Raw genomic sequence first — 16,542 nt, 5'->3', positions numbered from 1 at the left:
GGTCAGGGGACCAGGGTGGAGTGGGGGAGGAGGGTGCCCTCGGTGTGGTGGGCGGTGAATGCCGCCGCGCCGAGGGCGGCCCGGGCCAGGGCGCCGATGCGGTCGACGTCGGTGCGTTCGGCCGAAGGGAGCGGGGCGCCCACGGCGGCGCGGGTGGCGGCGGCGCAGCCGAGCAGGCGGGCGGCGGCGGGGTGGTCGCCGGTGGCCGCGGCGGTGCCGGCCAGACCTTCGAGGGCCAGGGCGACGGCCCGGGGGTCGCCGAGGGCACGGGCGATCGCGAGGCCGTCGAGGTGGTGGCGCCGGGCGGTGGCCTGGTCGCCCGACTGCTCGGCGGCGAAGCCGAGTTCGGCGAGCAGCAGGGTGGTGACGGGGCCGTAGCCGGCCCGGCCGCCGTAGGCGTCGAGGAGCCGGTGCAGGCGGCTGGTGGCGGCCTGCGGGTCGCCGGCGCGGCGCTCGCCGAGGGCCAGGCCGAGCTCGGCGTTCAACGCGCCGGAGCGGTGGCCCTGTTCGACCGCGAGGAGGCGGGCCCGCTCGTGCAGCGCACGGGCCTCGTCGAGGTCGCCGGCGAGCAGGGCGGTCCGGCCGAGGCTGGAGAGCCGCTTGGCCTGTTCGGTGCGCAGGCCGAGCCGTTCGGCGGTGGCCAGGCCGGTGCGGTGCAGGTGGGTGGCGGTGCGGTAGTCGCCGGCGATCTCGGCCAGTGCGGCGAGCGGGAAGACGTTCTGCAACTCGCCCCAGCCGTCGCCGAGTTCGCCGAAGATCCGGGAGCTCCGCTCGCCGTCGGAGCGGGCCGCCGGCAGCTCGCCGCGGCCGAGGGCGTGCCGGGCCCGGACGCTGAGGGCGGCCGCGGTGGTCCAGCGGTCTGCCCCGGTGGAGGCGAGGGCGGCCGCGACGAGGTGCTCGCTCTCGGCGGCGTCGCCGCTGCCGAGCTGGGCCCAGCCGAGGAGCCAGGTGAGGAAAGGGAGTTCGGGCGTGTCCGGGTGGCGGGCGAGCAGTTCGCGCAGGTGCGGGCCGTCCGCCTCGGCGCCGCCCTCCAGCAGGGCGATCCCGGCCAGCCAGACGGCGGTGGTCGGGTGGTCGCCGAGGGCGAGGGCGGCGGTGAGGGCCCGGCGGGCCTCGGCGTAGCGGCAGCGGAGCACCCAGTACCAGGCGAGGGCGCCGACCAGGGTGTGGGCGGCCGCCGCGGACCGGCCCGTGGTGGCGTGCTCGACCGCGCGGCGGAGCTCGGGCGACTCGGCGTCGAGCGAGGCCAGGGCCCGCGCCTGGGTGCGGCCCTTCAACAACGGTCCGGTGGTCAGGGCGAGTTCGGTGAAGTACTGGAGGTGGCGGTCGCGGGTGGCGGCGAGCTCGCCGTGCTCGGTCAGCTGTTCCAGGGCGTAGGCGCGGACGGATTCGAGCAACCCGTACCGGGGGCCGTCGGCCCGGTCGGCGAGGGTGAGCAGCGAACGGTCCACCAGCCGGGCCAGCAGGCCGGGGACGTCCCCGGCCGGTACGTCGGGGCCGGCGCACAGGGCGGCGGCGGTCCGCGGGGTGCAGCTCTCGGCGGTCACCGCGAGGCGGCGCAGCACGGACTGCTCGGGTGGGGTGAGCAGGCTCCAGCTCCAGTCGATCACCGCCCGGAGGGTCTGCTGCCGGGCCGGAGCGCCGCGGTGGCCGCCGGTGAGGAGCTCCAGGCGCTGGTCGAGACGGCGGTCCAGCCGGGCCAGCAGGCCGTGCACCCCGAGGGTACGGGCCCGGGCGGCGGCCAGTTCGAGGGCCAGCGGGTTGCCGTCCAGGCGGCGGCAGAGCTGGGCGACGGCCGGGGCGTTCTCCTCGTCGAGGGCGGCGCCGGAGCGCCGGAGGAAGAGCCGGGCGGCGGCCGCACCGCCGACCTGGGCCAGGCCGTCATCGACCGGGAGGGGCAGCGGCGGTACGTGGTACGGGAGTTCGCCCTCCAGGTCGAGGAGCTCCTGACTGGTGAGGAGCGCGCTCAGGCCGGGGGTGGCGGCCAGCAGGGGGCCGAGCAGCTCGGCCACGGCCCGGGTCAGGTGTTCGCAGTTGTCGAGCAGGAGCAGCAGGTCGCGTCCGCGCAGGGCGTCGTGCAGGTGGGTGGTGGGGGAGGGGGTGGGGCGGCCGCGGTCGGTCCGTTCGGCCTCGGCCCCGACGGCGGCGAGGACGGCCTCGGCGACCGTCGCGCTGTCGCTGCCGGGGGCGAGGGCGGCGAGCTCGACCAGCCGGGCGCCGTCCCGGTGGCTCCGGGCGGCCTCCCGGGCGGCGGCCAGCGCCAGCCGGGTCTTGCCGATGCCGCCGGGCCGGTCAGGGTGACCAGGCGGCCGGCCGCCAGCAGCTCCCGTACCTGTGCCAACGGTCCGTCCCGGCCCACGAGTTCGGAGACCGGCGCGGGGAGGTTGCCGGTGTCCGCGGGTGGGAGCAGCGTGGGGTCGCGGCGGAGGATCTGCCGGTGGAGCGCGGCCAGGGACGGTTCCGGGTCCAGGCCGAACTGGTCGGCGAGGGCGCGGCGCAGTTCGGCGTAGGCCTCCAGGGCCTCGTCCTGGCGGCCGGAGCGGTACAGGGCGCGGAGCCGGACGGCGCACAGGCGCTGGCGCAGCGGATGGCGGGTGGTCAGATCGGCCAGCCGGGGCAGGAGTTCGCGGTGCTGCCCGAGGTCGATCCGCGCCTCGGCCAACTCCTCCTCGGCGGTGAGGCGGGCCTCGTCCAGCCCCGCGGCCGCCGCGAGGGCGAAGGGCCGGTCGGCGAAGTCGGCGAAGGCCGGGCCGCGCCAGAGCTCCAGGGCCTCGGTCAGCAGTCGTGCCCGCTCGGCGGGGCGGTCGGTGGCCCGGGCCTCGGCGGTGAGGGCGGTGAAGCGGGCCGCGTCGAGGGCCTTGCCCTCGACGTCGATCCGGTAGCCGGCGGGGCCGGAGTGCACCAGGGCACGGGCTCCGGGCTCGGTGGCGTCGAGGACGCGGCGGAGGTGGGAGAGCTTGCCCTGGAGGGCGTTGAGCGGGTGGGCGGGGAGGCGATCGGGCCAGAGGTGGTCGACCAGGCGGTGCGGGCGGCACCGGGCGGCCGGGCTCGGTGAGCAGCACGGCCAGCAGGGCACGGACCTTGGCCTCGGGCACCCGTACCGGCGCGCCGTCGTCGGCCCACGCGGCGACCGGTCCGAGCACCCCGAATCTCATGATCGTCAGCCTAACCGTGCGGCGCGCGGGGGAACGGCCGGACGTGCAACTGGCTTGCCTGCCCCGATCTCACGGTGGGCCGCCTTCCGGACTCGCGCGGTTCCTCGCGCCCCCGGCGGCGCTGCCGCTCGGACCGACAGTGGACCGGCAGTGCGGGCGGCGACGGTGGGGGCAGCGAACGGAACGGCCGCTCGCCCGTACCGGAGGAACTCCCATGACCAACGTCACCGTGCTCGGCCTCGGCAACCTCGGCCAGGCCCTGGCCGCCACCCTGCTGACGGCGGGTCACTCCGTCACCGTCTGGAACCGTTCGCCGGAGAAGGCGGCGAAGCTCGTCGAGCAGGGCGCCGTCCGGGCCGGGTCCGCCGCGGAGGCGGTCGCCGCCGCCGAGCTGGTGGTGGTCGCGCTGCTGGACTACCCGACGGTGCACGGCGTGCTCGAACCGCTGGCCGAGGAGCTCGCCGGGCGGACCGTGGCCAACCTGACCAGCGGCACCCCCGAGCAGGCCCGTGCCTTCGCGGCCTGGGCCGAGCGGAGCGGGGTCCGCTACCTGGACGGTGCGGTGATGGCGGTGCCGCAGACGGTCGGCACCCCCGGGGCCTTCCTGTTCTACAGCGGCTCCCCGGAGGCGTACCGGGAGCACCACGAGCTGCTGGCCCTGCTCGGCGAGCCGAGGCACCTGGGCGAGGACCCGGGGCTGGCGCTGCTCCAGGACGTCGCCCTGCTCAGCGGGATGTACGGGATGTTCGCCGGGCACTTCCAGGCGGTGGCGCTGGGCTGGTCGGCGGGCCTGTCGGCGGTCGAGGTGACCGCGCAGCTGGTGCGCTGGCTGACGGCGCTGCTGCCGGCCCTGCCGCACTTCGCGGCCGAGATGGACTCCCGGGACTACACCACCGAGACCTCCAACATCGCGATCAACGCCACCGGCCTCGGCAACATCCTCCGCGCCACCGAGCGGCAGGGCGTGCCGGCCGGCCTGCTCGCCCCGCTGCAGGAGCTGTTCCTCCGTCAGCTGGACGCCGGCCACGCCGCGGCCAGCCTCTCCCGGGCGGTGGAGGAGCTGCGGGTGGGGGAGTGAGCGGCACGCCGCAGGCCCGGACCGCGGGGGCGGTCCGGGCCTGCGGCGGCTGCGGGTCGGTCACTCGACGACGAGCTCGACCGGGATGTTGCCGCGGGTGGCCTTGGAGTAGGGGCAGACCTCGTGGGCCTGCTTGACCAGCAGATGGCCGGTCTCGTTGTCGAGGGCCTCGGGCAGCTCGACGCGCAGGACGACGGAGAGGCCGAAGCCGGAGTCGTCCTTGCCGATGCCGACCTCGGCGGTCACCGAGACGTCGCCGGTGTCGACCTTGGCCTGGCGGCCGACCAGGCCGAGGGCGCTGGCGAAGCAGGCGGCGTAACCGGCGGCGAACAGCTGCTCGGGGTTGGTGCCCTCACCGGAGCCGCCGAGGGCCGGCGGCATGGCCAGGGCGAGGTCCAGCTGACCGTCGGAGCTGACGGCCCGGCCCTCCCGGCCGTTCGCGGTGGCCACGGCGGTGTAGAGCGCGCTCATGTCGACGTTCCCTTCGGTCTGTGCCGCCGGTGGGGTCCGGCGGTCCTCCTGACGGGCTCAAGTAGAGCACGCAATTAAATTGTGCGCAACTGAATAGCGCGGGGTGGCGCTACCCTGGACCCATGACCACGCCGCCCACCGAGCTGCCGGACGAGGACTTCCTCCGGCTCGACAGCCAGATCTGCTTCTCGCTGCACGCCGCCTCGCGCGCCTTCAACGGCGTCTACCGGGTGATCCTCAAGGACCTCGGGATCACCTACCCCCAGTACCTGGTGATGCTGGTGCTCTGGGAGCAGGGCGCGCTGCCGGTCAAGCGGATCGGCGAGCACCTGCGCCTCGACTCGGGCACCCTCTCCCCCCTGCTCAAGCGCCTGGAGGCGGCCGGCCTGATCCGTCGCGAGCGCAGCCCGGAGGACGAGCGCTCGGTCGTCGTCAGCCTCACCGAGGCCGGTGCGGAGCTGCGCGCCGAGGCCGCCGGGGTGCCGCGCCGGATCCTGGCCGCCACCGGCCTCCCGGTCTCCGAACTCGCGACCCTGCACGCCCAGTTGGCCAGGGTCACGGCGGCCCTGGACGCGGCCGGCGCCGAGGCCTGAGCCCGGCGGCGACCGCCGGTCGTACGCTCCTCGCAAAATCTGATGATCTCTCAGATCGTCGGTGGGGCCGACGCACGGTCACCGACCTGCTCCACCAGGTCCTGCTCACCGTGCTCGCCGCCACCTCGGGGGTGATGGCCGCCCTGCTGGTCGGCGTCGAGGGCGGGCCCACCCTGGACGGCCGGATCACCGTCCACCAGTTCCTCGGCTACTGCCTGCTGGTGGTCGCCTCGGCGCTCGCCCTCCGGGTGCTGGTCACCGTCTTCCGTCCGCACCGGGACCAGGGTCTACGGTGACGGCATGACGGAGACGGCGTTCCTGGCGGAGCGGCTGCGGCAGCACGACCTGGTGCGGGTCCGGGTGGTCGGGCGGACGGGGCCGCAGCGGGTCCGGGCGGTGGTCCAGGAGGCGTACTCCACGCGGGAGTTCGGGCTGCGCCCGGGGGAGTCCTTCGAGTTCGTCGGACGTTCGGCCAGTTGGGCGCAGCACGCGCCGGAGCCCGGTGACCACGTGCTGCTCTTCCTCGCCCGGCTCGGCGGCCGCTGGTACCAGGACCCGGTCGGCAGCGACCTGACGGTGGTGGGGGCGGCGGGTGACCGGCTCCGCTACCGGGCAGGCCACGCCGCCGTCACCGGGTCGCGGCTGGTCCCGCGCGCGCTGCGGGAGAGCTGCCGGCCGGACCCGGCACCGGGCGGGTACGTCTCCTTCGACCGGGCCCTGACGGAGGCCCACCTGCGCTCCCTGGTCACCGCCGCGGGCCTCCCGACCGCCCCCTGGGGGAGGCGGCGGCGGTTCGCCGAGGCGGTCGGGTGCCGCTGGCCGGCGCTGCGGAGCTGACCGCGCCCGTCCGTCGGCGTGCGTTCACCGGTGGCCGTGCGTCGCCGGCCGTTCGTCGATGACCGTTCGTCGGCGGCCGTTCGCGCTCGGCCGTGCGGCGGTGTCAGTGGCGGAAGCCACTGCGGTCGGTCTCGGCCGGGGCGCCCTTGGTGAGCCGGGCCACGGCGGCACGGATGTCCCGGGCGAGCAGTTCGATCTCGTCCCGTCCGATGCCGTGGCGGACCAGCACCCGCTGGATCACCGTCTCCTGACGGTCCGCCGGCAGCGGATAGGAGGGCACCTGCCAGCCGCGCATCCGCAGTTGGTCGGAGAGGTCGTAGAGGGTGAAGCCGGCGCCCTCGGGGTCGGTGAGCGTGTACGAGACGGCCGGCAGCGCGCCGGTGCCGTCGTACAGCAGGGTGAACGGGCCCATGGCGGTGATCTCCCCGGCCAGGTGGCGGGCGGTCTCGGCGCAGGCCCGCTGGACCCGGCGGTAGCCGCCCCGGCCCAGCCGCAGGAAGGTGTAGTACTGCGCGACCACCCCGCCGCCCGGGCGGGAGAAGTTGAGCGCGAAGGTCGGCATGTCGCCGCCCAGGTAGGAGACCCGGAAGACCAGCTCCTCCGGAAGGAGGTCGGCGGTCCGCCAGACGGCCCAGCCGACGCCGAGCGGGGCCAGGCCGTACTTGTGCCCCGAGGCGTTGATCGAGGCGACCCGGGGCAGCCGGAAGTCCCAGACCAGGTCCGGGTGGAGGAACGGCGCGACGAAGCCACCGCTCGCCGCGTCCACGTGGACCGGCACGTCGAGGCCGGTCTCGGCCTGGATCCGGTCCAGCTCGGCGGCGATCTCGGCCACCGGCTCGTAGTCGCAGGTGTACGTGACGCCCATGATCGCCACCACGCCGATGGTGTTCTCGTCGACGTACTCGCGCAGCTGGTGCGGCCGCAGACCGGTGGCCCCGGGCTCCAGCGGCACCTGGCGCAGCTCCACGTCGAAGTACCGGGCGAACTTCTCCCAGCAGACCTGCACCGGTCCGGCCACCAGGTTCGGCCGGTCGGCGGGTTTGCCCTCCCGGCGGCGGCGCTCCCGCCAGCGCCACTTCAGCGCCAGCCCGCCCAGCATGGCGGCCTCGCTGGAACCGGTGGTGGAGCAGCCGACGGCGGTGCCGTCGGCGCCGGCCGGGGCGTGCCAGAGATCGCCCAGGATGTTGACGCAGCGCGACTCGATCTCGGCGGTCTGCGGGTACTCGTCCTTGTCGATCATGTTCTTGTCGAGGCACTCGGCCATCAGCCGCCGCACCTCGTCGTCGGTCCAGGTGGTGCAGAAGGTGGCCAGGTTCTGCGCGGCGTTGCCGTCCAGCAGCAGCTCGTTGTGGAGCAGGGCGTAGACCACCTCGGGCCGGGAGTGCTCGGCGGGCATGTGGTGCTTGGGCAGCACGTGCTCGCTCAGTGTCGAGGCGAACACGTCCGTGGCCCCGTCGTACGCCCCGTGCTCCCGCACCTCGTGCAGCGCCATTGCTCTCCCTTTCGGTCACGGTCCACCAGAAACCGACCATAACGGGACATATGACGGAGCGAAATCGCACGACGCCGTCGATGATCTCCGCTAGCCTGCCGCTCGCCGTTCGTATGCGGGGGCACACCGGTGCACCGCCGGGCGGCACCGAACGATGGGGGAACAGATGCGATCCACTCCGGGCCCGCGGGTCCGCTCCACGCTCGCCGCGCTGGGCGCGCTCGTCCTCGGGCTGACCACCGCCGGTCCGGCCGGAGCGGCCACCGGTGCGCCCGCCGTGCCCACCGACCTGTACTCCGGCAACCGGGCCTGCGCCGCCGACCCGGCCGCGGCCACCTGGCTCAACGCCAGGAGCGGGGTCTCCCTGATGGGCATACCGAGCCATCCCGACACGGCCGAGCTGCGGTACCTCGGCGAGGAGTTCGAGTACTGGCCGGTCGCCGACCCGGCCCGGACCACCACCCTGGTCAGCGGTACGGTGCCGAACGGCCGCGAGGGCTCCGTCGTGGTGCAGCCCGAGGCACTGACGGAGGGTCGGACCTACGCCTGGCGGTCGCGCACGGTGGCGGGCGGGGAGTCCTCCGCCTGGACGGCGCCCTGCCACTTCGTGGTGGACAACACCCGGCCGGCCGCGCCGCCGGTGATCAGCTCCTCGAACTACCCGGCGGACACCTGGTCCCGGGGCGGCCTCCCGGTCGAGATCACGCTCGACCCCGCCGGGGTGGACGACGTGGCCGGGTACCAGTTCAGCTGGGTCGGGTCGCTGCCCGTCGTGGGGGGCTTCCTGGTCGGCGAGCGCGGGATCCCGACCCCGATCGACTCCTACGAGACCTCCACGAGCTACCTGGTCCGCGCGGCCGGGCCCGGCCGGCCGACCACGGTGCGGCTGCTCCCGCCGCACGGCTCGGGGCCGATGCGCCTCACGGTGGCCAGCCTCGACCGCACCTGGACCCGTTCGGCCGCCACCTCCGAGTACAGCTTCTACGTCAACTCGACCGCGCCGCAGATCCGGCAGCTGGTGGCCGATCCGCAGTGGGGCGAGACGGTGCCGTTCAAGATCACGGCCAACCCCGACCTGCCGCCGGAGGCGCGGGTGACGGAGTACTCGGTGGAGATCTACGACGGCCGCGGCACCCGCAAGCAGACCGTCAAGCCCTCCGCCACCGGCAACGCGATCGTGCACCTCCCGCTGAACGGGCAGCTCATCACCCGCCTCTCGGTCTCCAGCACCAGCGCCAACGGCTGGGTGAGCAACCAGAACCAGTGGACCAGCCCGGTCACGGACACCACCCCCACGGTGACCTCGCAGGTCTACCCCGAGAACGACTTCGGCGGTGGCGTGGGTGTGACCGGCACCTTCTTCCTCGCCCCGAAGGTGCCGGGCGTGACGAGCTACCTGTGCACCTTCGACGGCCGCCCGCCGGTGACCGTCCCGGCCGCCGCGGACGGCACCGCCCGGCTGGACTGGGCGCCGGAGTACAGCGACCTGCAGGGGCTGAACGTCACCCCCGTGCTGGCGGACGGCCTGCAACTCGACTCGTACTACTACTCGTTCTGGGTCGCCTGACCCGCTCCGGGCCGGAGGGCCGACGGTCGGTCGGTCCTCCGGCGCGGTCAGCCCTCCGGGGTGAGGTAGTGGCGGCCCGGTATCTGTTCGAAGATCAGGTTGGTGCGGGTCTGGGCCACCGCGGGGTGGGTGGTGAGGTGGTCGACCACGAAGTCGCGCAGGCCCTCGGGGCCCGCGACGCCGACGTGGAGCAGGTAGTCGTCGGAGCCGGCCATGTGGAAGACGGCCAGCACGCCGGGGAGTTCGGGGGCGGTGGTGCGGAAGCTCTCGTTCTGCTCGCGGGTGTGCGCCCGTAGGCGGACGGAGATCATCGCCTGCAGCGGCAGGCCGATCGCGGCCGGGTCGACCTCGGTCCGGAACCCCTTGATGATGCCGCGCTCGCGGAGCGAGCGGACCCGGGCCAGGCAGGTCGAGGGGGCGATCCCGACGGCCTCGGCGAGGGCGTTGTTGGGGGTGCGGGCGTTCTCCACCAGGACCCGCAGGATCGCCTGGTCGAGCTCGTCCACGGGGCCCCGGGCGGGCTGACGATAATTCGGCACGCCCCCCAGGCTCCCGGCCCGGACGGTCGATCCGCAAGCTCCCACGGCCGGATTCCGAATATTGTTCGGATCGCTTTCGTTGGATCATCGGAAAACTCATCCTGGCTCCATGAGCAGCCCCGCCGTCACCCGGCACCCCTCGACCGGTCCCGACCCCGAGCCGGAGCTCCGCGACTTCGAGATCCCGGCCGCCGGGCTGCCCGACGCGGAGCGCCTGCGGGCGCTCGACGCGATGGACGACTACCTGACCCGCAAGCGGCAGCACCTGGTGGGCTACCAGGCGACGCAGTCGATGGCGGGCAGCGCGCTCGACCTGGCCCGGTTCATGCTGAGCAACATCAACAACCTCGGCGACCCGTTCCAGAGCGGCGGCTACAAGCCCAACACCAAGGTGGTCGAGCGCGCGGTGCTCGACTACTACGCCAAGCTCTGGCGCGCGGGCCGCCCGTACGACCGGGAGGACCCGGACTCGTACTGGGGCTACATGCTCTCGATGGGCTCCACCGAGGGGAACATGTACGCCCTGTGGAACGCCCGGGACTACCTCACCGTCCCCGGTACGCCGCAGCCCGTCGCGTTCTACTCCGAGGACACCCACTACTCCTTCGCCAAGGCCGTCCGGGTGCTCGGCGTCGCCACCTTCGCCGCCGTCGGTGCCGAGCTCTACCCGGACGAGTGCCCGCTCGGCGGCGCCTGGCCCGCCGAGGTGCCCTCGCTGGCCGGCCCCTCCGGCCACTCCTGGGACGGGCCCGGCGCGATGGACCCGCGGGCGCTCGCCGTGCTGGTCGAGTTCTTCGCCGCCAAGGGGCACCCGGTCTTCGTCAACTTCAACCTGGGCAGCACCTTCAAGGGCGCGCACGACGACGTCCGCGCCGCCGGTGAGCTCCTGCTGCCGGTGTTCGAGCGGCACGGCCTGATGGAGCGTCACCTGCCGGACGGCTCCGTCCGCCGGGGCTTCTGGATCCACGTGGACGGCGCGCTCGGCGGCGGGTACGCCCCCTTCCTGCGGATGGCGGCGGCCGACCCGGAGACGTACGGCTGGCGGCCCGAGCAGGACCTGCCGGAGTTCGACTTCGGGCTGCGGCTGCCCACCGCTGGCCACGGCGAGCTGGACTTCGTCTCCTCGATCGCGATGAGCGGCCACAAGTGGGCCGGGGTGCCGTGGCCCTGCGGGGTCTTCATGACCCGGACCAAGTACCAGCTGGAGCCGCCCACCCGGCCCGAGTACATCGGCGCGCCCGACTCCACCTTCGCCGGCTCGCGCAACGGCTTCTCCCCACTGGTGCTCTGGGACCACCTCTCCCGGCACTCCCACCAGGACCAGGTGGACCGGATCCGCCGGTCCCAGGAGCTGGCGGGCTACCTGGAGGGCCGGCTCGGCGAGCTGGAGCGGGAGCTGGGCGCCGAGCTGTGGACGGCCCGCACGCCCGGCGCGGTGACGGTGCGGTTCCGCCGGCCCGGGCCGGAGGCGGTGGCCAAGTGGTCGCTCTCCTGCGAGAGCCTGCTCACCGCCCCCGGCGATCCGTCCTCCCGGCGGGACTACGTGCACGTCTTCCTGATGCCCTCGGTGGACCGGGCCAAGCTGGACGCCCTGCTGGCCGATCTGGCCGAGGACCCGGTCTACCGCGCGGCTGCCACGGCCGCACGGTAGACCGGCACGCCGCCTCAGGCGGGGAGCGCGTCGACGGTCGGGACCACGGTGCCGAACAGGTCGGCGACGGTCGTCAGGGCGGCGGTGTGCAGCACGGCGGCCGGGACCACCCGGCCGTCCGGGCCCGGCAGCGCCCGGGTCGCACTGGCCTCGGCGACCACGGTGGGGCGGTAGCCGAGGTTGAAGGCGCCCTGGGCGGTGAAGCTGACGCACATGTGGGTCATGAACCCGGCCAGCACCAGGTCCCTGCCGTCCTCCGGGGCGACCCCGAGCCCGCGCAGCACCTGCTCCAGCCCGGTGCCGTGGAAGGCGTTCGGCACCTGCTTGACCACCACCGCCTCGCCCGCCACCGGGGCGAGCTCCGGGCTGATCGCGCCGATCTCGGCGCGGATGTCGTACGGGGTGCCCTCGCCGCCGTCGTTCACGACGTGGACCACGGGCGTGCCCAGCTCCCGGGCCCGGGCCAGCAGGCGGGCGCCGGCCGCGACGGCCTCCTCGGCGCCGTCGAGCGCCATCACGCCGGTGCGGTAGGTGTTCTGGTAGTCGATCAGGACCAGGACGGACTCGCTCAGGCGGGGCGGGGTGCTGTCCAGGCCGCTGACGTCGCGGAGGGTGGCGGAAGCGGTGGTGGTCATGGTTGATTCCTGACTTTCCGTGAGAAAAAGGGCATTCCGGGGACGCAGCTGTCCCGCTGCGTCGGTGGGTCGGTGGGTCGGTCTAGTCGGTGCGGAAGCGGCGGCGGTAGGCGGCCGGGGTGGTGGCCAGCTGGCGGCGGAACGCCCGGTGCAGGCTCTCGGCCGAACCGAAGCCGGCAGCCGAGGAGACCCGTTCCAGCGGTTCGTCGGTGCCCTCCAGCAGCCGGCGGGCGGCCTCCACCCGGGCGGCCTGCACGTAGTCGGCCGGGCTGGTGCCGGTCTGCTGCCGGAAGACCCGGGCGAAGTGACGCTCGCTCAGGCACATCCGTCCCGCCAGCGCGGCGGCGGACAGATCCCCGTCCAGGTGGTCGGCGATCCACAGGCGCAGCTCGTCGATGTCCCGGCGGGCCGAGGCCGGCCGGGAGAGCGGCACCGAGAACTGGCTCTGGCCGCCCTGCCGCTTCAGGTACATCACCAGCTGCCGGGCCACCGCGAGCGCGACCTCCTCGCCCTGGTCCTCGGCCACCAGGGCCAGCGTGAGGTCCAGGCAGGCGCTGATCCCGGCGCCGGTCCAGATCCTCCCCCGGTCGGTCCGGACGAAGATCGGGTCCGGATCGACCGTCACCTCCGGGTGGTCGGCGGCCAGCTGGGCGGCGGTGGACCAGTGCGTGGTCGCCGTCAGCCCGTCCAGCAGCCCGGCCTCGGCCAGCACGTGCGCGCCGACGCAGACCGAGGCCACCCGTCCGGCCCGCGGCGCGGTCTCCCGCACCCAGGCCACCACCCGGGGATCGTTCAGCGCCACCGGCCCGTCGGCGGTCATCTCGACCGCCCCCGGCACCAGCAGCGTGTCCACCCGGCCCCCGACCTCGGCGAACGCCAGGTCGGTGGCCAGCCTCACCCCCGCGGAGGTCCGCACCTCGCCCGGCTCGGGCCCGGCCAGCTCGACCCGGTACCCGGCCCGCCCGGCGGTCTCCCGGTTCGCCAGCGCGAACACCTCGGCCGGGCCGGTCACGTCGAGCAGGTCGACGTCCGGGAAGACCGCGATGACGACGCGGTGCGGCGGCCGGGGAGCGTGCGGAGTGGACATGCCTCCATCCTGGGGCGGGCCGCCGATGGCGGCAATGACGATTCCCCGTCAGATCCGGACATCACGTCCGGGGTAAATCGGTGGCGACGCGGAGGCGGCGGTTGTTAGCGTGACCGCTCCGTCAGGGACGTCCAGTGGCCACGGTGGCCGGAAGGCAGGGAAGTGTATGACCCGGACCGCGCCGAGTGCGCCTCGCGGTAACGCGTAACTCCCGTTCTCCGTCGTCCTCCTGAAGGGCGGCGATCGCCGGACGGGGTTCCCCTGTCGAGGCCGCTCGGCCTGCTCTTGCTGTCAGTGAAGCCTTCTCAGCAAGGAGCACCCCGGGTGTCCAGCCACACCGTCTCCACCACCATGAAGACCGCCACCTTCGACTGCGCCTGGTGCGGTCTCACCGTCACCACCTTCGCGCCCGACGGCGCGCGGCGGAACCACTGCCCGTCCTGCCTGCAGTCCCGGCACGTCCTCGACCAGGTCGAGGGCGGCCCGAGCGAGTGCCACGGCCGGATGACGCCGATCGCCATCGCCGTCCTGCGGACCGGCGACTGGATGGTCGTCCACCGCTGCGTGCGCTGCGACGAGCTGACGTCCAATCCGGTCCGTCCGGACGACAACCAGCTGATCCTGATGCGGACGGCGGTCCGGCCGTTGGCCCAACCCCCGTTCCCGCTCGAAGCGTTCGGCGCGCTCTGAGGAGGGGACGGTTATGCCACGACGCAGCAACGCCGACCGCCGGCAGCAGCACCGCCCGCAGCGCCACAAGGACGTCCTGCACGGCCTCGGCAGCGGGCACCGGGCGCACGACTTCCGGTGCGTCTCCTGCCGCCTGGACGTCTCCCTGGACGCCCCCGGCACCGCCCACCGCAACCACTGCCCCAACTGCCTCGCCAGTCTCCACGTCGACCGCCGGATCCCCGGCGACCGCGCCTCGGACTGCCGGGGCCGGATGGAGCCCCTCGGCCTCTCCGTCCGCCCGGACGGGGAGTGGCTGATCATCCACCAGTGCCTCTCCTGCGGCGAGTTGAGCGCCAACCGGACGGCGGGCGACGACAACCCGCTGCCCCTGCTCCGCCTCGCCGTCCGCCCCCTGCGCGAGCAGCGGACGGCCGGCCTGGCACCGCTCGACCTCTGAACCGTCGCGAGGCCCGCACCGCACCGCGGCTGCGGTGCGGGCCTCTCCTCCCTCGGCGTCGGCCGACGAGTGGGTCAACGGCCGGTCACCGGGCGGTTCGTGGGCGCGCGGAGCGCCTTCGGCACGGTCGGGCGCCGCAGATGAACTACGGCCTGCCGGAAGCGTCCTGATGCCTGGTCAGGCTCGGTGAAGGTCCCGTCCCCCGGTGGTGCGGACCCCGCTGGCGGGCCGGTTCAGAGCCAGCCCTTCTGGCCGGCCTTGATGCCGGCCTCGAAGCGGCTGCTGGCGTTGAGGCGCTCCATGATCGAGGCCATGTGGCGGCGGACGGTGCGGACGGAGATGCCGAGGCGGGTGCCGGCGGCCTCGTCGGTCAGGCCGCCGCCGAGCAGGCGGAGCAGTTCGCGCTCGATGGTGGTCAGGCCGGTGGCCGGGTCCTGGGTGAGGGTGGCGCCGAGCGGGACGGCGGTGGACCAGGCCTGTTCGAAGAGGTCGACCAGGGCGGTGACGATGCCGGGCTCGGTGACGTGCAGGGCGCCGACCCGGCTGTCGGCCGGGTCGATCGGGACGATGGCCGCGGCCCGGTCGAAGATCACCAGACGGTGCGGGAGCACCGGGGCGGTCCTCACCTCGCTGCCCCGGCTGAGCAGCCAGTGCGCGTGCGCGGTGGTGTGCGGGTCGTTCCGGGTGGTGTCCTGGTAGAGCGTCCGCATGCTGACGCCGCGGGACAGCGGCTCGGTGTCGGCCACCCGGGCGGCGGCGAGGTCCTCGGGGCGGTGGCTGGCTCCGGGGTGGACGCCCAGGCACTCGAAGGTCATCCGGCGGGCGAGCAGCTCGATGCGGTGCTGGATGGCGTCCATGCCCCAGAGCCGCTCGCCCATGGCGGGCCGGGAGCCCGCGCGCTCGGCGACCATCTGGGTGAGCGCGGCCCGGGAGGCGGCGAGCTGGGCCTGACGGGCCGCCAGCTCGGCCTCCTGGCGGGCGAGCACGTCGGCCAGGCCGATCTCGGGGATGACCGCGCAGAGGGTGCCCGGCCGTTCGTTGGAGGCCCGGACCAGCATCAGGCCGGCCAGTTCGTCCAGGCAGTCGTGCACCTGGCCCGGGCTCAGCGAGCAGTCGGCGGCCAGTTCCTCGACCCCGTGGTCCGGCCGGTCGAGCATGGCTTGGTAGACGGCGACCGCGGTCGCGGTCAGGCCGAGCGCTTCGAGCATGGTTCCCCCGTACGTGGTGCGGCCCCCCGCAGCACCTGATCCGGCCACATCGTTACATCTCCTCGGCGCTGCCTCAAGGTCTGACGGGTGTGGCCTCCGCCGCAGGTGGGAGGCGGTGGGATCGGAATTGGTTCGTATGAAGTGCATTGCCACCGGGGTGAGTGTACGGGTGGGGGGAATGGCCGAAGGTGTTTGATGTGAGCATGACTACATGGCAGCAAGTTGCGCGGCCGCTTCGTGCCGCCGAAAGCGGTTCCGGTGGCCGTGCTCCCCGGGTGAAGCTGAGGGCCTGCCGACCGGGGGACAGCCCGGGCGGCCCCGCCGGAAGGACCGTGACACCGGAGACCGCGAGGTCGAGGACCACGCGGTCGAGATCACAGGACCAGGAAGACACCGACCCATGAACCGCATCCGCCTCGCCCGTGCCGCCGCCGCCCTCGTCGCCGCCTCCGCCCTCGCGCTCTCCGTCGGCGTCGTGGGTGCCGAAGCGGCCGCCCCCGCGCCGACGGCCGCGTCGGCGCAGCTCGCCGCCGAGGCGTCCGCGCCGCAGACGGTCGTCCTGTCCCTCGACAACGCCCAGTGGGGCTAGGACCCGGGTGGACATCGTCTACGCCAGCCTGGTGCGCCAGGAGTCCGGGGAGCCGACCTCCGTCGGTGAGGCCTCGGAGCTCGTCGGGGCGCTCTGGGCCCATGCCCTCCCCGAGGACGGCATCGAGCACGCGAGCGTCCGCGTGCTGCTGGAACGGGTGGTCATCCTGTTCTTCCTGCGGCGGGCCGACCGGTTCGGCGGCAGCCCCGAGGGGCGGGTCGGCCGGCTGCTCCAGCGCTGCCACCGCGCCTCGCCGCTGATCCGCAGCCGCTACCTGCCGCCCGCCTAGCGTCGCGTGGCGCCGCGTGGCGCCGCGTGACGCCGCGCCGTGCCTCGCCTCGCGGAGGCGCCGCGCCCTGCCTCGCCGGAGGCCTTCCCGCACCACCGGACCCGCCGCCGTGCTCCCGACCGGAGCCGCCGGGCCCTGAAGCACGCTCAGAAAGGTCGTTGCACGTGACCCGGCAACCGCTTTCTCCACGGACCTCGCCCCGCCCCTCGTCCCGTCGCCGCG

The 16,542-nt window shown here is 74.2% G+C and carries 18 protein-coding genes; 10 read left to right on the top strand and 8 right to left on the bottom strand.

Going from position 1 to position 16,542, the window contains the following annotated elements; all coding sequences use genetic code 11:
• Positions 1-2: 2 nt before the first annotated feature.
• The gene (locus ABD946_RS24625) at positions 3-2,012 is read right to left on the bottom strand and encodes an ATP-binding protein (protein ID WP_345287091.1); all 2,010 of its coding nucleotides are present in this window, start codon (positions 2,010-2,012) and stop codon (positions 3-5) included.
• Between the two features lie 8 nt (positions 2,013-2,020).
• Entirely contained in the window at positions 2,021-3,076 is a 1,056-nt protein-coding gene (locus ABD946_RS24620; protein ID WP_345287089.1) for an AfsR/SARP family transcriptional regulator, read from the bottom strand.
• Positions 3,077-3,153: 77 nt separating this feature from the next.
• On the opposite strand from ABD946_RS24620, the gene ABD946_RS24615 reads away from it, so the two are divergent.
• The gene (locus tag ABD946_RS24615) at positions 3,154-4,233 is read left to right on the top strand and encodes an imine reductase family protein (RefSeq protein ID WP_345287087.1); all 1,080 of its coding nucleotides are present in this window, start codon (positions 3,154-3,156) and stop codon (positions 4,231-4,233) included.
• Between the two features lie 60 nt (positions 4,234-4,293).
• Here the strand turns inward: ABD946_RS24615 and ABD946_RS24610 are convergent, their stop codons facing one another.
• The gene (locus ABD946_RS24610) at positions 4,294-4,704 is read right to left on the bottom strand and encodes an organic hydroperoxide resistance protein (protein WP_345287085.1); all 411 of its coding nucleotides are present in this window, start codon (positions 4,702-4,704) and stop codon (positions 4,294-4,296) included.
• A 122-nt stretch (positions 4,705-4,826) separates the two neighbouring features.
• Here ABD946_RS24610 and ABD946_RS24605 point away from each other — a divergent pair, with 122 nt between their 5' ends.
• The 3 genes from ABD946_RS24605 (at position 4,827) to ABD946_RS24595 (ending at position 6,134) form a co-directional block, all read left to right on the top strand.
• Entirely contained in the window at positions 4,827-5,297 is a 471-nt protein-coding gene (locus tag ABD946_RS24605) for a MarR family winged helix-turn-helix transcriptional regulator (protein WP_345287083.1), read from the top strand.
• A 110-nt stretch (positions 5,298-5,407) separates the two neighbouring features.
• A complete protein-coding gene (locus tag ABD946_RS24600; protein WP_345287082.1) occupies positions 5,408-5,593 on the top strand; it encodes a hypothetical protein in 186 nt (61 codons plus the stop codon).
• Positions 5,594-5,597: 4 nt separating this feature from the next.
• Positions 5,598-6,134 (top strand): hypothetical protein, encoded by a 537-nt coding sequence (locus tag ABD946_RS24595; RefSeq protein ID WP_345287081.1) that lies wholly within the window; start codon positions 5,598-5,600, stop codon positions 6,132-6,134.
• A 103-nt stretch (positions 6,135-6,237) separates the two neighbouring features.
• Here the strand turns inward: ABD946_RS24595 and gad are convergent, their stop codons facing one another.
• A complete protein-coding gene (gene gad / locus ABD946_RS24590; protein ID WP_345287079.1) occupies positions 6,238-7,626 on the bottom strand; it encodes a glutamate decarboxylase in 1,389 nt (462 codons plus the stop codon).
• 166 nt (positions 7,627-7,792) lie between these two features.
• Here gad and ABD946_RS24585 point away from each other — a divergent pair, with 166 nt between their 5' ends.
• Positions 7,793-9,193, top strand: coding sequence for a hypothetical protein (locus tag ABD946_RS24585; protein WP_345287077.1), 1,401 nt, complete (start codon positions 7,793-7,795; stop codon positions 9,191-9,193).
• A 47-nt stretch (positions 9,194-9,240) separates the two neighbouring features.
• Here ABD946_RS24585 and ABD946_RS24580 read toward each other — a convergent pair whose 3' ends face one another.
• Positions 9,241-9,732: an Lrp/AsnC family transcriptional regulator gene (locus ABD946_RS24580; protein WP_345287075.1), complete on the bottom strand. Its 492-nt coding sequence runs from the start codon at positions 9,730-9,732 to the stop codon at positions 9,241-9,243.
• 109 nt (positions 9,733-9,841) lie between these two features.
• Here ABD946_RS24580 and ABD946_RS24575 point away from each other — a divergent pair, with 109 nt between their 5' ends.
• Positions 9,842-11,383 carry a PLP-dependent aminotransferase family protein gene (locus ABD946_RS24575; protein WP_345287073.1) on the top strand — a complete coding sequence of 514 codons (1,542 nt, stop codon included), beginning with the start codon at positions 9,842-9,844 and terminating at the stop codon, positions 11,381-11,383.
• A 14-nt stretch (positions 11,384-11,397) separates the two neighbouring features.
• On the opposite strand, the gene ABD946_RS24570 is transcribed toward ABD946_RS24575, so the two are convergent.
• Both ABD946_RS24570 and ABD946_RS24565 read right to left on the bottom strand, forming a co-directional pair.
• The gene (locus tag ABD946_RS24570) at positions 11,398-12,018 is read right to left on the bottom strand and encodes an isochorismatase family protein (protein ID WP_345287071.1); all 621 of its coding nucleotides are present in this window, start codon (positions 12,016-12,018) and stop codon (positions 11,398-11,400) included.
• Between the two features lie 82 nt (positions 12,019-12,100).
• Positions 12,101-13,105 (bottom strand): GlxA family transcriptional regulator, encoded by a 1,005-nt coding sequence (locus ABD946_RS24565; protein ID WP_345287069.1) that lies wholly within the window; start codon positions 13,103-13,105, stop codon positions 12,101-12,103.
• Between the two features lie 351 nt (positions 13,106-13,456).
• Here ABD946_RS24565 and ABD946_RS24560 point away from each other — a divergent pair, with 351 nt between their 5' ends.
• Positions 13,457-13,795: an RNHCP domain-containing protein gene (locus ABD946_RS24560; RefSeq protein ID WP_345287269.1), complete on the top strand. Its 339-nt coding sequence runs from the start codon at positions 13,457-13,459 to the stop codon at positions 13,793-13,795.
• 13 nt (positions 13,796-13,808) lie between these two features.
• Positions 13,809-14,234, top strand: a complete 426-nt coding sequence (locus tag ABD946_RS24555) for an RNHCP domain-containing protein (protein WP_345287067.1) — start codon at positions 13,809-13,811, stop codon at positions 14,232-14,234.
• A 233-nt stretch (positions 14,235-14,467) separates the two neighbouring features.
• Here ABD946_RS24555 and ABD946_RS24550 read toward each other — a convergent pair whose 3' ends face one another.
• Complete coding sequence (locus ABD946_RS24550; protein ID WP_345287065.1) at positions 14,468-15,442, bottom strand: LuxR C-terminal-related transcriptional regulator; 975 nt, start codon at positions 15,440-15,442, stop codon at positions 14,468-14,470.
• A 400-nt stretch (positions 15,443-15,842) separates the two neighbouring features.
• Here ABD946_RS24550 and ABD946_RS24545 point away from each other — a divergent pair, with 400 nt between their 5' ends.
• Positions 15,843-16,031 carry a hypothetical protein gene (locus tag ABD946_RS24545; RefSeq protein ID WP_345287063.1) on the top strand — a complete coding sequence of 63 codons (189 nt, stop codon included), beginning with the start codon at positions 15,843-15,845 and terminating at the stop codon, positions 16,029-16,031.
• Positions 16,032-16,038: 7 nt separating this feature from the next.
• Complete coding sequence (locus ABD946_RS24540) at positions 16,039-16,320, top strand: hypothetical protein (protein WP_345287061.1); 282 nt, start codon at positions 16,039-16,041, stop codon at positions 16,318-16,320.
• Positions 16,321-16,542 lie beyond the last annotated feature (222 nt).

This window comes from Kitasatospora albolonga (assembly GCF_039535905.1).
Taxonomy (GTDB): Bacteria; Actinomycetota; Actinomycetes; order Streptomycetales; family Streptomycetaceae; genus Kitasatospora; species Kitasatospora albolonga.
The sequence above is the reverse complement of the archived record's forward strand: the minus strand, read 5'-3'. Positions and strand labels throughout refer to the sequence as shown.